Here is a 14,277-nt window from a genome sequence, read left to right on the forward strand (position 1 = left end):
ATGTGCGATGCGATGTGGAGGCCATTTTGAGCCATAGTTATTTAGAATCAGACGCTTACTTGTCTTCAAGGCTATCCGTTGCACCTATGATGGCGTGGACGGATCGGCATTGTCGGTACTTTCATCGTCTGATGTCTCAACACGCGTTGCTCTATACGGAAATGGTCACAGCGCCCGCGCTTGTCCAAGGTGGTGCTGCACATTTACTGGCATACTCTGAGGCCGAGCATCCTGTTGCGCTACAACTCGGAGGATCTGATCCGGCGGAACTGGCTTTGGCGACTAAGATGTGTGTCGATCAGGGTTATGATGAGGTGAACCTCAATGTGGGTTGCCCGTCGGATCGCGTGCAATCGGGGGCCTTTGGCGCTGTCTTGATGAAATCACCGGATTTGGTCGCAGACTGCGTGCAAGCGATGATCAAGGTCTCAAGCGTCGAGGTGACAGTGAAATGCCGCATCGGTGTGGATGCGCAAGAGGCGCATGAAGTTCTGCCTGATTTCCTTGCAAAAATGCAAAGCGCAGGGGTGAGACGTCTGACGATCCATGCGCGCAAGGCTTGGCTCCAAGGTCTGTCCCCGAAAGAAAACCGCGATATTCCGCCGCTTGATTATGCGTTGGTGCATGCGATGAAGACTGAATTTCCCGACCTGCATTTGTCCATAAACGGGGGGATTGCTGATGAGGCAGCGATGCTGTCGCAGCTTGACGTGATGGATGGCGTCATGGTCGGTCGCGCGGCCTATCACCAGCCCTTTGATATTTTGGGCCATGCCGATGCTTTGGTCTTTGGCGACACGCGGACGGCGTTGAGCCGACGCGAGGTAGTGATGGCGATGGAAGACTATATTGGCCGTCACGTGGCCGCAGGCGGCAAGTTGGCGCAGATCACCCGCCATATGCTTGGGGTCTTTGCGGGCCAGCCTGGTGCGCGCAGATGGAAGCGCATCTTGTCAGAAGGGGCCTATAAAGAAGGCGCTGATTTTGGCTTAGTGCGCGAAGCTTTGGCCGCGATGGATGATCTTTAAGACAACATTTTCGTAATGTTAGAACGAAAAACGCCCCCAAAACTGGGGGCGTTTATTTTATTCTGCAGCGGTTGCGGGCTTGCCATTGTTTGCAGCCAGATTTTCATCTTTAGGCGCTTTTTGTTGATCTTTTGGTTTTGACTCTGTCGGTGCTTCTGCCTGATGATCAATCGGCTGATCCTGGTACGGTTCAACGTCCCAAACAAACTCGGGATTGTTGGCTCGTTTGGCTTCGCGTGCCAAGGTAAAGTCACGTGCGGTTTGGCCTTGTCGTCCAATCGCTGCCGCCGTCACCGTCACGAGATAGCGCAAGATCACCCAAATCCAAACCCGAAGCGCCAGCATGGCGGGGGTGAAAATCAGCGTCAAAACCGTTGCAATGCCCAAACCAAACACCACAGCCGTGGCCAAGTTGGTCCAGAACGCCGCCGTGGGCGAGTTCAAAGAATACCCGCCATTGATGAAGTCCAAAGACAGACCAAACATCATCGGCGTCAGGCCTGCCATCGTGGTGATGGTGGTCAAGAGTACAGGGCGAATGCGGTCTTCTGCTGTGCGCACAATGGCGTCGATCCGTGGCATGATCCGCGAGTATTCTTGGTAGGTGTCGATCAATACGATGTTATTGTTCACCACAATCCCCGCCAAAGCGACAACCCCCGTGCCGGTCATGATCATGCCGAACGACATGTCCATCACCAAAAGGCCCACTAGAACGCCGGCGACAGACATCACCACCGCCATGAGCACCAAAACCGAGTTGTAGAACGAATTGAACTGGGCCAGCAGAATGATGAACATCAAAGCCAAAGCGGCGGCAAAAGCTTTGCCAAGAAAGGCGCCGGTTTCGCGCTGCTCTTCGTCATCGCCTGTCCATTCCCACGTGACACCGTCCGGCAGGTCTGCGTCGTTTTCCAACCAGGTTGTGAGCAGCGCTACGCGTTCGACGGGCGTGATCGCGATGCCGGCTTCGGTGGTCATGTCTGACGCCACGCCCGCTTTCACATCGAAGTAGCGTTTTTGATCCACGCGGTCGATTTGGGCCAGCTTTTGCACAGGTTCACGGGTGATGAAGTTTGACAACGGCACCAGCCCACCAGCGGTGCGCACCTTGAGGTTATCAAGCGTTGACATCACGCGGTCTTTTTCGGGTAAGCGCACGCGGATGTCTATCTCTTCATCCGAGCTTGGCACCCGCATTGTGTCGAGGGTGATCCCGCGCGTCACGAGCTGGACCATACCGCCCACAGTCGCCACATCTGCACCGTAGCGGCCAGCTTTGGCCACATCGACGTTGATCTTCCAATCAATGCCGGGCAGGGGACGGGTGTCTTCAATCTCGGTCAGGGCTTGCGTGTCCTCGAACTTGTCGCGCACCGTTTGCACGGCTCCGTCAAGCGTGTCGAAATTGTCACCAATTAAACGTAGGTGAACAGGTTTCGACGAAGCCGGACCACCAGACAGAGCTAGGATTTCGGCATAGATACCAGGGATTTGGTCAAGGCGTTCTTGCAGCTCGTCCAAGACTGTGTTGCCGTTGTATTCTTCGGCGACATGCGTGTCCTCAAAGAACAAGAATCCGTCTTGGGTGACCGTTGGGCGTTCGGCCCAAGGTATCAATTCGACTTGGATTTGACCAATGGTGTCACGGGGGCCTTCGCCGCCACCTGTGTTGGCATTCAAACCACCAGAACCGGCAAAGGCAAAGGCGTTGTCGACACCGACTTGGGTCAGAACGACGTCTTCGACTTGACGCACGAGGGCGTCTTTTTCATTCAATGACAGGTTGCCACGTGCGCGCACGTATATGATGGCTTGTTCTGGTTCAGTGTCTGCGAAAAATACGACGCCTTTGTTGTTGGCGCCGTAGTAGCCGAAAATGGCGACAACGCTAAAAATAACCGCAGCAATCGTGACAACGGGCATCACTGGATTGCCAGCAATGGCGTAGGTGAACCATCCAAAGGGTGAGCGTTTATAACCTGCGCGGATTTTTTGTTCTTTTTTCTCGCGACCTGCTGCGGCCAATGTGATGCCTGAAAATGCAGAACCGATGAGAAATACAACAGCGCCAGCAATGAGCCCCACAAGTCCATCGGGTGCTGAACCACCGAAGAGGTATCCAGGGTTCATCAATTGGCGTAGACCAACAAATACCATGTAGGTCGAGGGCACGACCAAAACGGCGCGCACGATCCATGGCAGGCGCGCTTTGAGAACCGCTGAGGTGCGGTCAAACAGGCGTGAAATACGGCCAGAGACACCGCCCATAACAGGCAGATAAATCAAGGCCACAATCAATGAAGCCGACAGAACAAAAATGATCGTGACCGGCAACATCCCCATAAATTCGCCCGCAACGCCCGGCCAAAACAGCATCGGCAAAAAAGCGCAGAGCGTTGTCGCAGTCGAGGACACAATCGGCCAGAACATGCGCTTGGCTGCTTCAACAAAGGCCGCCATCGGGCCTTCGCCCTCGGCCATTTTACGATCCGCGTATTCCACGACAACAATTGCGCCGTCCACCAGCATGCCCACCGCCAAAATCAAACCAAACATAACGATGTTGGAAATGGTGATGCCCATGAGGCCAAGTAAAATGAAACACAGCAAGAAAGACGTCGGTATCGCAAAACCAACCAGCAAAGCCGACCGGATGCCCAAAGACGCCAAGACAACGATCATCACCAAGGCTACAGCGGTCAAAACAGAGCCTTCGAGTTGGCTCACCATCGATGCGACCTGTGTGGATTGATCGTTCGAGGTGCCGACATTGATCGCTTCTTGCAAGGCTTGTGGCCAAGTGGCCACTTCGGCATCGACTTCGGTTTTGATCAACTCAACCGTATCGATGATGGGAAAGCCTTTGCGTTTGACAACTTGCAGCGCGACACTATCGACGCCGTTAAAGCGCGCCGTGCCTTCGCGGTCTTCAAAAGTCAACCGAATGGACGCGAGATCCCCAAGCGTAATCACGCGGTCGCCGTTCACTTTAACAGGCAGGCCCATCACATCGCTTTGGTCATTGAAAGAGGCCGGAATCTTGATCGCGAAAGTCCCAGTGGATGTGGACACTTCGCCCGCGGCCACCAGTTGGTTGTTTTGGGTGACGACTTGGATCAACTCAGCTGCGGTGACGTTGTAGGATTCAAGACGCAAAGGATCGATGATCACTTCAAGCATCTCTGCACGATCGCCTGTCAGCGCGGCTTCCAAGATGGGCTCAAGCCCTTCCAAACGGTCTTGCAGCTTGCTGGCGTATTGCACCAAGGTGCGCTCTGGCACGTTGCCTGTTAGGTTGACGATCAGGATCGGAAATTCGGAAAAGTTGATCTCGTTGATCGAATAGTTGTCCGCGCCATCAGGAAAATTACCCTCGGCGCGGTTCATGCGATCACGCACATCGGCCATGATCTTGGTTTTGTCCCAGCCAAATTCGAATTCTAACGCGACACCGGCATAGCCTTCTGAGGCCGTACCCGACATTGTATCCAGTCCATCCAAATCTGACAGCTCTGTTTCCATTGGCTTCACCAATAGACGCTCGCTGTCCTCGGCTGAAATGCCTTGAAAGGGAACTGAGACAAACAGGGCAGGGATTTCAATATCTGGTTCGCCCTCTTTGGGCAGGCTTACATAAGCCGCTGTCCCAAGCACGAGGGTCAGCGCGATGAATGCCAAAATCATTCGGGCGCGTTCACCGGCCCAATCAACGAGACCCGTCATTGTACAGTCTCCTCAAAGTGGGGATCGACCAAGACGCCTTTGCTAACGTATTCTTGACCGACTGTAATGATGTCCACGTCCTTAGGCAGGCCAGCGACCCAAATGCCGTCTTGGGTGTCGCGGATCACTTCGATGGGCATGAAATCAACCAAATTGTCAGCGCCCACTGTGCGCAATCCGATAAGGCCATCGTTGTTGAGCGTCAAAGACGATTGCGACACCAGATGCGCCAAGCGTCCGGCAGATGATATGCCAATTTCGACAGTTTGACCATCGCGGATTGCGAAATCTGTGTTGGGCACTTCGACCTCAACGCGGAACGTGCGTGTTTCTGGGTCTGCGGAGCGCGATAAGAATGTGACGCGGCCTGTGACTTCTGCGCTAGAAATAAAGCGCGCGCCAGCCAAAGCACCCACTTCGATTTTGTCGACTTCGGTTTCAGGGGCGAAACCAACCAATTTGATCGGATCAAGTTGAATAACTGTCGCACATTCTGAACCCGCTTGCAGTGATGTGCCGAATTCTGCTGTGTCTGTTTCCAGAAGACCCGCAAATGGCGCTGTGATTTCAAGGCGTTCGATGTCTTTTTGCACTTGCGCCACCGCAGCCCGCGCGTTCTCTAATGCAGCCTCAGCTGATAAAACTTTGGTTTCAGAGGCATAGCCACCTTCGGAGAGGGTTTGCGCGTTGTTCAAGCCGACCTGAGCTTCTGCCAGACCCGCACGGGCTTGCGCCAATGTTGAGGCGCGTGTTCCCGGATCAAGCTGACACAACATCTGACCCTGTTTGACATAGGCCCCTTTGCGCAGCGGCTCTGACATCACTTGTCCGCCAGTTTGGGCCGCAACAGTCACTTGACGCGCGGCCTGTGTCTCGCCGCGCAAAATAACCGCGCTGTCCAATTCGCGTGCAACAGAATGTGTGGCCACCACGTGTACGGCTTTGGTCTTTGTCTCTTCTTTTAAACCAGGCGGTGCAAATGCGTCCGCTTGGGTTTCGACCACCGTCACGGTTTCAGGAGCACCGGCCCCGGTGGTTAGACGATCACGTTCAAAAATGAAGAAGTATAGTGCTACGCAAACGAGCAGGGCGATGATGATTGACATAATACGCATAGGGTAATTTCTGTGTCCGTTGATCTTAGGCGGCGTTTAGCCGGATTTATATTTCAGGCTAGATAGAGGAAAATGGCGCTTTGTTGGCCCAAAGGTTGCCTGAAACCAGATGGGAGCACTCTCTAGTTGCATCAAATCTTGTGCTGGTCTTAAACAGATTAACATTATGGTCAAGATGGGCAACGACGCCAAGCTACGCAAGATGTTCAACAACATTACATCAGCAATACGATTATAATGGACGATTGCTTCACATAAACAGTTAAAAAACGCGCTTTTAGCCGGCAGTATTTGAGTTTTAAGCGTCCATATGGTGAGTTTGGGCCGTTAGCGGGAGCAATTGCGACAAATGAGCCCTACTTATACGGAATTGATCAGCCTAGCTTTGCGCGATAAGTTTTGAACGTCAACGTGATATGAGGCCAAAAGACGTTGCGTCATTCTTCTGAGTGCACGCGACTTTTACGTCTTCAATCGCGTGTCGCTTGCTCAATGTTTCACATCCTCTTGGCAAGGGTTCGTGGTTCGGGGTAAGAGGGACTCAACACCAAGAATATGTGCAGCTTCTTAACGAGCACACAGATCAAAGTTTGAATCGACCCCGGGGGCCAATGTGAGCAATACTGACAGTTTTATCGACGAAGTGACCGAAGAGGTTCAGCGCGACAAACTTTACGCGACTTTGCGCAAATATGGCTGGATTGGAATCGTTGCCGTTTTGGCCATTGTGGGCGGTGCTGCATATAACGAATGGTCAAAGTCTAAAGCTGAAACCTTGGCGCAAGCCAACGGAGATGCGATTACGGCGGCTTTGACCTCTGGTGGTGATGACGCCTCAGCGCGGGCGGATGCCTTGGCTGCTGCTGGTGTAAATGGATCGGCGCGTATTGTGGCTGACATGGTGCGTTCCGGCGAATTGCACGCAGCGGGTGACACTTCTGGGGCCATCGCAGCCTTGGCACCTTACACGGTTGATGCCACGCTGGATGCTATTTTTCGCGATTTGGCGATCTTGAAAACGGCGATGATCGGGGCGGGGGATATCACCCCCGAAGACCGCATCGCGCAATTGGCGGGTATCGCGTCGCCGGGCGCGCCGTATCGTTTGCTGGCTGAAGAACAAATCGCAACCGCACAGGTCGAACTTGGCGATATCGAGGCCGCTGTGGCGGGCTTGCGCGCGATTGCACAAGATGTTGATGCCACAGAGGCGCTTCGCCGCCGAAGCCTTCAAATGATAGTTGCACTTGGGGCAGATCCAATCGCACAATAAGCCAAGACTTTTGATTTTGCGGCTTTGATATATATCAGGGCCAGATACACGGACCCGCATGCGGGGTCGGGCGCTCTCAAAATACGAACACAAGAAAACGACATTTGACGAGGGGATCATCTCATGATCGCGCAGTTTGGTAAAACAGGGCTTTTTCTTTTGGCGGTCGGCTTATCCGCTTGCGGCGACAAAGATGTTATCTTGCCCGGCGAGCGCCTTGAGCTGCGCGATGGCTTTGCCATTGCAGGCGCAAGCGACGTCAAGGTGGCAAACAGCTCTGTTGCGATTTCGCTTGGGGCTCAAGTGTCTCGGGCGAGCTGGACGCAAACCGGTGGTTCCGCGAGTCACGCCGCAGGCCACAACAAATTCACCGCCACAACGCCGACCGTGGCTTGGGCTGTACCGATCGGCCAAGGCAACACACGTAAATTGCGGATGACCTCTGCGCCCGTGGCGGCCAACGGTTATGTCGCTGCCTTTGATGCCGGCTCTCACGTGACTGTGGTTTCTGCTTCGACAGGCGCGACTGTTTGGACACAAGACATCACACCGGCCAGTGAACATAAAGGCGACGCCTCTGGCGGGTCTTTGGCCATTTCTGGGTCGACACTTTTGGCGGCGACGGCTTACGGCGATATCATCGCTTTTGATCTGGCCACTGGTGCGCGTGCATGGACACAACGTATCGATGCAGCAGGGGCTTCTGGCCTGACCGTTCACCAAGGTCTGGTCTATGTGGTTGGCGGCGATTCGCAAGTTTGGGCCATTGATCTGGCGACGGGTTTGGTTAAATGGCAAATGAGCGGCCCCGAAACGATTGCCTCACGGGTCGGCGCGCCGGCGCCAGCTGTGAATGATCGTTTGGCTGTGGTGCCTTTTGCCGCGGGCGATATTTACGGGTTGTTCCGCAAGGGCGGCACGCGTCTTTGGTCTGCCTCGATTGCGGGGCAACGCGCAGGATTGGTTTATGCCAATGTGTCTGACATCACCTCAGATCCTGTGATCGTTGGCAACACAGTTTACATGGGCAATCAGGCGGGTCGTTTCGCGGCCTTTGATATGGACTCAGGCGAACGTCGTTGGACTGCACGTGAAGGGGCTTACAGCCCTGCGTCGATTGTTGGCGGATCCGTGTTTATCGTCACTGACCGTGCTGAACTGGTGCGTCTGTCTGCCTCAAGTGGCACGCGTATCTGGGGGCAGCAATTGCCACTCTTTACCACTGACAAAGTGAGCAAGCGCAAAGCTGTTTTTGCCCATTACGGTCCAGTTGCGGCGGGTGGCAAGCTTTGGGTGGCGTCCTCTGATGGGGCACTTCGCGGCTTTGCTCCAGACTCAGGAGCGTTGATGACACAAGTGAGCTTGCCTGCAGGCGCTGCCAGCGATCCGATTGTTGTGGGCGGCGTGATGTATATCTTGCTCGAAAACGGCACAATGGCTGCTTTGAACTAAGCACGCATAACGACCGATTGAGCTTTGCCCCTTTACCCCAAAGGCCCTTTGGGTGTATCGGGGCGACTTGAGATGAAAAGCGGGATCACCCATGAGTTTTACACTTGCAATTGTCGGCCGTCCAAATGTGGGCAAATCGACCCTGTTCAACCGTTTGGTTGGACGCCGTCTGGCTTTGGTTGACGACCAACCTGGCGTGACCCGTGACCTGCGCGAAGGCGAGGCCAAACTGCAAGGCATGCCCTTCACCGTCATCGATACCGCCGGTTTGGAAGAAGCCACCGATGAAAGCCTTCAGGGCCGGATGCGTGCGCTCACTGAACGTGCTGTTGGCATGGCGGATGTCTGTCTGTTCCTTGTGGATGGTCGGACTGGTATTTTGCCTGCGGATGAAGTCTTTGCTGACATCCTGCGCCGTAAATCTGCGCGGGTGATCTTGGGCGTGAACAAAGCCGAAGGCCATGCGGGCGAAGCTGGGTTCTTGGAATCTTATTCTTTGGGTCTTGGCGAACCTGTGCGCCTGTCTGCAGAGCACGGCGAAGGCATGTCCGATCTTTACGATATGCTCTTGCCGATCTCAGAAGAGTTCGAAGAACGCGCCAAGCGCGATGCGCCTGATGTCGATGTGATTTTGACGGATGAAGATTTCGATGAAGAGGGCGACACTTTAGGGTCTTCTCGCGAATTCACATTTGAGAAACCGCTGCAGATTGCCGTTGTTGGCCGCCCAAATGCTGGCAAATCCACATTGATCAACAAGCTCTTGGGTGAAGAACGTCTGCTCACCGGACCAGAAGCAGGCATCACCCGCGATAGTATTTCTGTCACGATGAATTGGAACGACACGCCTGTGCGTGTGTTCGATACTGCTGGCATGCGCAAAAAAGCCAAGGTGCAAGAAAAGCTTGAAAAGCTGTCTGTGTCCGACGGTTTGCGCGCGGTGAAATTCGCCGAAGTCGTGGTTGTTTTGCTGGATGTGTCCATTCCGTTTGAACAGCAAGATTTGCGCATCGCCGACTTGGCTGAACGCGAAGGCCGTGCTGTTGTTATCGCTGTCAACAAGTGGGACGAAGAGACCGATAAATCCAACAAAGCCAAATTCTTGCGTGAAGAATTTGCCCGTTTGTTGCCGCAACTTAAAGGCGCGCAATTGGTCACTGTTTCTGCCAAATCCGGCAAGAATCTTGATAAGTTGGAAGAAGCGATTTTGAAGGCGCATGAGATTTGGAACCGCCGCGTTCCGACTGCGCGTCTCAACAGCTGGCTCAAAGCCATGACCGAAGCGCACCCGCCACCCGCACCCGGTGGACGTCGGATTAAACTGCGCTACATGACCCAAGCCAAAACCCGTCCTCCAGGGTTCGTGGTGATGTGTTCACACGCGGACAAATTGAACGAGAGCTATAAACGCTATCTTGTCAATGGCTTGCGGATCGACTTTGATATGCCAGGCACGCCCATTCGTCTGTGGTTCCGTGACCAAGGCGAAGACAACCCGTATAAAAACAAAACCAAATCTGTGCCCTCACGCTTGCGCAAACACCTTGGCAAAGCACGGGCCGACGACAAAAAGAAATGGTAACGAACACGTATTTAACGTGTTAAAATTCTAGAACGCTCGCAGTTAAGTCTGCGGGCGTTTTGCATTTTCAGACCTTGCGCTGGAATTCGCGATGCCGCGCGACAAATTTTCACAAATCTGCGCATATTATCACATCGTCGCGACGGAAAAGTCGTGTGTCCGCGTGTGTCAATCAAAGGGTGTGGGTATGTCTGTTAGACTGCCCATCCAACACGATCGCGTATGTTAGAAACAAGGACGTTTTTAGAATGGTAAAAATGACAAACCACACGGCATGGCTTAGTTCTGCGGCGTTTGTAGTCGGGGTGTGTTCGGCCAACATCGCCGCAGCGGATGTAGATATTTCACTTTTTGATGCCGCAGAGATGCTGAAAACCCCAGAGATTGTGTCGTGCACATTAGAGAACGGCGAAGACGCGCAATGCGTGCAATTGGTTGTGCCTTACAAACCTACAAGCTTGGACATCGGTCCATTCTGCCCCACATCGCTCAGAGACGAAGGTGGTATCTGGGATTGGGACGGCGAAAACGCAGGTCTGTACCGCTTGAACGCAGCGTTCTTTTATATGCTCGAAGGGCTTGGGTACGAGTTCACCGATGCGGATGGCACGATGCATATTTCTGATCCCGGTGCGGGCCGCCCTGAGCAGACCAACACATGTTTGGAAGCCTCTGAGGACGACAGCGTTGTGATCACCGCTCTTATTCCGCTCTCGCCGCAGATGGCGGATCAGGTCACTGATCTTGGCACAGTGGCCAAAGTGGGCATGGGGCTTGATGGTGTGCCTATTTTTGCTGATGCGCCATCCGTTTTGCAGACAGGACATTTGCCCGCACTTGACACCTGTGGTGGGCATATTGATCCCGGTGGCTGGTACCATTGGCACGCGACCGCAACAGACATCGGTAGCGCTTATGATGAGGCTGGTGTGGATGCCTCTTGCGCCAATGTCACCCAAGACGTGACAGCGCAATTTGGCTATGCCTTTGATGGTTACGCGATGTACGGTACGCATGATCCCGATGGATCAATCCCCACAGATCTTGATGCCTGCAACGGCCATTTCAGTGAAGGCATTGGCTACCATTACAACGCGACAGCCGACTTTCCGAACCTGCCACCGTGTTTGACGGGTGTAATGGCTGAGCAGAACTTCTCGACCACGGCGAAAGGTGGTGTTGGCGCCGCGGGCGGCCCCGATGGTGGTCCTGCAGGTGGTGGCCATGGCCTTCCAGCAGGGTTTGAAGCTGCAGCCGAAACCTTGGGGGTCTCTGCGACAGATTTGTTGATGGCCTTGCAGGCAGCAGGTGCGCCGCAAAACCTTGATGCGGCCAAAGCGGCGGACAGTCTGGGCGTGACAGTTGAGGCTTTGACAGCGGCTTTGCCCCAGCGGCCTTAAATATAAAATTTCATGACATGATATGAAGAAGGCCCCAAGAGTTTCCGGGGCCTTTTTTCCATTTCGTTACAAGTCGATTTCAACCCAAATCGGTACGTGATCTGATGGCTTGGCTTTGGCACGTGCATAGGCATCGATTTGACAGTCCTGCAACCGGTCAGCCGCTTGTGGCGACAGCAAAAAGTGATCGATCCGTATACCGTCATTGCGATCAAAGGCGCCAGCTTGGTAATCCCAAAACGTATAGGTTTCATCCGCGCCGTTTTTCACCCGCAAAGCATCGGTAAACCCAAGGTCCATCAGTTTGCGAAATTTTTCGCGGCTCTCAGGGCGGAACAGCGCGTCTTTGCGCCAAGCATCGGGGCGTTTTGCGTCTTCGGCCTGCGGGATCAGATTGAAATCGCCAGCGAGTAAGAACGGTTCTTCAAGTTGCAAGAGATCGCGTGCGTGATCTTCCAAACGCTGCATCCATTTGAGCTTGAAATCGTATTTTGATCCTTCAACGGGGGTGCCATCACTGTTCAAGTCAACTGGATTGCCATTGGGCAGGTACAACCCGCAGATGCGCAAAGACGTCGTCTCGCCAATCACAGTGGCCTCGATATAGCGCGCCTCGATATCATCCGCGCCATCACGGCCCATCCCCGTGGCATTTGGCAGGCCACGGGTGACGTCTTCTAATGGGACTTTCGATAAGAATGCCACGCCATTGAATGATTTTTGCCCATGGGTTTCAACGATATAGCCCAAGTCTTCGAAATGTGCGCGGGGGAAATTTTCGTCCACTGATTTGATTTCTTGCAAGATCACCACATCAGGGTCAGATTCCTTTAGCCAATCTGTGAGCGCGTCGATGCGGGCTTTGATACCGTTGATGTTAAAGCTGGCAATTTTCATAACGCATCCGTTGTGTTTGTGGTTTTGGTCTTTATTTCCTCGAGTTTAAGCGCGCAAAGCCGCAAGGGAAAGCGTTGATCAGGGGTGATCCGCAATAGCGCGCCCTGCGGCAGCTGCTGAAGACCACGCCCATTGGAAATTATAGCCCCCAAGCCAGCCGGTCACATCGACAACTTCGCCGATGAAATACAGGCCTTTGACCTGCTTGCTCTCCATTGTTTTCGAACTCAAAGCATCTGTATCAACACCTCCAAGGGTCACTTCGGCTGTGCGGTAGCCCTCAGAACCCGTGGGTTTCAAGGGCAGGGCGTGCAACGTATCGCTGAGATCTTGCAACGCCTTGTCGGATTGATCTGCCAAGTTGCCCGAAAGTTTGAGGTTCTCGGACAAGGTGGTGGCAAGTTTTTTCGGGAAAAGCGCCGCCAAAGCCGTGCTCATTTGGCGGCGACCATTGTCTGCGCGCGCGCGGCGCAGCGCGTCAAAGATCGACGCATTTGGCATCAGGTTGGCATACACCGTATCGCCCTCAACCCAATAATTAGACACCTGCAACACAGCAGGGCCAGAAATACCGCGATGGGTGAACAGCAGCGCTTCCTCGAATGATGTGCCATTGGCCTCTAAACGGCCGTCTAACGCAGTACCAGCTAAGGGCACGATCCACTCCAGTTCCTGCGGGCCAAAGGTCAACGGCACCAAGCCGGGGCGCGTATCTGTCAGGGGCAATCCAAATTGCGTGGCAATTTGATAGCCAATGCCTGTCGCGCCCATTTTCGGAATCGATTTTCCACCTGTGGCCACAACAATATTGGTTGCCGTCACGTTGCGGCCAGACAATGTCGCGCGAAACACAAAACCATCATGCGCAATCGCATCAATAGACGTGTTCAGCGCGATATCGGCGTCTTTGGCCTCAGACAGCAACATGTCGATGATTTGAGTGGCCTTTTCGTCGCAAAACAGCTGCCCCAAGGTTTTCTCATGATAGGCGATACCGTATTTGGCGACCAGTTCGATGAAATCCCACTGGGTGTAACGCGCCAAAGCCGATTTGGCGAAATGCTTGTTTTGGCAGATAAAGTTGTCTGGCCCTGCAAACATATTGGTGAAATTACAACGCCCACCACCAGAAATGCGAATTTTATCGCCAGCGCGTTTGGCATGATCTACCACCAAAACACGCCCGCCTTTTGCAGCTGCAAATCCTGCGCACATCAGGCCTGCGGCCCCTGCGCCCAGAATGATCGTGTCGTAGTGGGATTGGGTCTTTGTGTTCATAGGGGCGTAAAACAACAAATCACACAGCGAGACAAGTGTTTCATGCCCTCGAAAAACGTAAAAAGGCGACCCATGAGGGCCGCCTTTAGGGGAGGAGGAGGTGAAAAGAGAGGTTAGTTCGCAACCACGTCGATGGTTTCAGTGGCTGCAATTGTTCCGTTTGTTGTCAGCACCGCAACCACGTCTTGGTTGGTGATTGTTTTAAAGCTCACACGTACGTCGTCGTTTGCGCCTGCGCGAACAGCTTGTGATCCGAGCAATTTGCCTTGGCCGTCTGCTGTAAGTTCGTAAACGTCTACAACACCAGCTGAAGAAGCGCGCACAAGGTCAAGTTCGACATATGATTTCAGGTCTTGTGAGTTGTCTGCGAAGATGTAGTCGGATGCGAAAGCGGAAGAACCGGCTGCGATAAGTACGGCTGCTGCTGCGAGTGTTTTTACGGAAGTGTTAAACATGGTGTGTCCTTTCAAGACGAATATTTTTGCTGATATGGGATCAGCGACCCAATTTTGATGAGGTTTGGCGT

At 53.6% G+C, this 14,277-nt stretch carries 10 protein-coding genes; 5 read left to right on the top strand and 5 right to left on the bottom strand.

Translation table 11 applies throughout. The features are described from left to right. Positions 1–26: 26 nt before the first annotated feature. Positions 27–1,028, top strand: coding sequence for a tRNA dihydrouridine(20/20a) synthase DusA (gene dusA / locus WNY38_RS01165; RefSeq protein ID WP_342855482.1), 1,002 nt, complete (start codon positions 27–29; stop codon positions 1,026–1,028). A gap of 57 nt (positions 1,029–1,085) precedes the next feature. Here dusA and WNY38_RS01170 read toward each other — a convergent pair whose 3' ends face one another. Both WNY38_RS01170 and WNY38_RS01175 read right to left on the bottom strand, forming a co-directional pair. Further along, positions 1,086–4,754, bottom strand: a complete 3,669-nt coding sequence (locus tag WNY38_RS01170; RefSeq protein ID WP_342855483.1) for an efflux RND transporter permease subunit — start codon at positions 4,752–4,754, stop codon at positions 1,086–1,088. Continuing rightward, entirely contained in the window at positions 4,751–5,869 is a 1,119-nt protein-coding gene (locus WNY38_RS01175) for an efflux RND transporter periplasmic adaptor subunit (RefSeq protein WP_342855484.1), read from the bottom strand. Before WNY38_RS01175 ends, WNY38_RS01170 begins: the two co-directional genes overlap by 4 nt. A 613-nt stretch (positions 5,870–6,482) precedes the next feature. Here WNY38_RS01175 and WNY38_RS01180 point away from each other — a divergent pair. The 4 genes from WNY38_RS01180 (at position 6,483) to WNY38_RS01195 (ending at position 11,576) form a co-directional block, all read left to right on the top strand. After that, positions 6,483–7,142, top strand: a complete 660-nt coding sequence (locus WNY38_RS01180) for a hypothetical protein (RefSeq protein ID WP_342855485.1) — start codon at positions 6,483–6,485, stop codon at positions 7,140–7,142. 123 nt (positions 7,143–7,265) lie between these two features. Continuing rightward, a complete protein-coding gene (locus WNY38_RS01185; RefSeq protein ID WP_342855486.1) occupies positions 7,266–8,594 on the top strand; it encodes a PQQ-binding-like beta-propeller repeat protein in 1,329 nt (442 codons plus the stop codon). 91 nt (positions 8,595–8,685) lie between these two features. Continuing rightward, the gene (gene der, locus WNY38_RS01190; RefSeq protein WP_342855487.1) at positions 8,686–10,176 is read left to right on the top strand and encodes a ribosome biogenesis GTPase Der; all 1,491 of its coding nucleotides are present in this window, start codon (positions 8,686–8,688) and stop codon (positions 10,174–10,176) included. Between the two features lie 248 nt (positions 10,177–10,424). Further along, entirely contained in the window at positions 10,425–11,576 is a 1,152-nt protein-coding gene (locus WNY38_RS01195) for a YHYH protein (protein WP_342855488.1), read from the top strand. A 66-nt stretch (positions 11,577–11,642) separates the two neighbouring features. Here the strand turns inward: WNY38_RS01195 and xth are convergent, their stop codons facing one another. The 3 genes from xth to WNY38_RS01210 form a co-directional block, all read right to left on the bottom strand. Continuing rightward, positions 11,643–12,473 carry an exodeoxyribonuclease III gene (gene xth / locus WNY38_RS01200; protein ID WP_342855489.1) on the bottom strand — a complete coding sequence of 277 codons (831 nt, stop codon included), beginning with the start codon at positions 12,471–12,473 and terminating at the stop codon, positions 11,643–11,645. A gap of 78 nt (positions 12,474–12,551) precedes the next feature. Further along, positions 12,552–13,751 (bottom strand): NAD(P)/FAD-dependent oxidoreductase, encoded by a 1,200-nt coding sequence (locus WNY38_RS01205; protein WP_342855490.1) that lies wholly within the window; start codon positions 13,749–13,751, stop codon positions 12,552–12,554. Positions 13,752–13,864: 113 nt separating this feature from the next. Then, entirely contained in the window at positions 13,865–14,206 is a 342-nt protein-coding gene (locus tag WNY38_RS01210; protein WP_342855491.1) for a hypothetical protein, read from the bottom strand. Between the last annotated feature and the right edge of the window lie 71 nt (positions 14,207–14,277).

Origin of the sequence: Pacificibacter sp. AS14, from assembly GCF_038899935.1 — a bacterium.
GTDB lineage: Bacteria > Pseudomonadota > Alphaproteobacteria > Rhodobacterales > Rhodobacteraceae > Celeribacter.

Excerpts from the sequence above, each read along its gene's own strand:
- WNY38_RS01170 (WP_342855483.1), bottom strand. The coding sequence starts at position 4,754 with ATGACGGGTCTCGTTGATTGGGCCGGTGAACGCGCCCGAATGATTTTG.
- WNY38_RS01175 (WP_342855484.1), bottom strand. The coding sequence starts at position 5,869 with ATGCGTATTATGTCAATCATCATCGCCCTGCTCGTTTGCGTAGCACTA.
- WNY38_RS01185 (WP_342855486.1), top strand. The coding sequence starts at position 7,266 with ATGATCGCGCAGTTTGGTAAAACAGGGCTTTTTCTTTTGGCGGTCGGC.
- der (WP_342855487.1), top strand. The coding sequence starts at position 8,686 with ATGAGTTTTACACTTGCAATTGTCGGCCGTCCAAATGTGGGCAAATCG.
- WNY38_RS01195 (WP_342855488.1), top strand. The coding sequence starts at position 10,425 with ATGGTAAAAATGACAAACCACACGGCATGGCTTAGTTCTGCGGCGTTT.
- xth (WP_342855489.1), bottom strand. The coding sequence starts at position 12,473 with ATGAAAATTGCCAGCTTTAACATCAACGGTATCAAAGCCCGCATCGAC.
- WNY38_RS01205 (WP_342855490.1), bottom strand. The coding sequence starts at position 13,751 with ATGAACACAAAGACCCAATCCCACTACGACACGATCATTCTGGGCGCA.
- WNY38_RS01210 (WP_342855491.1), bottom strand. The coding sequence starts at position 14,206 with ATGTTTAACACTTCCGTAAAAACACTCGCAGCAGCAGCCGTACTTATC.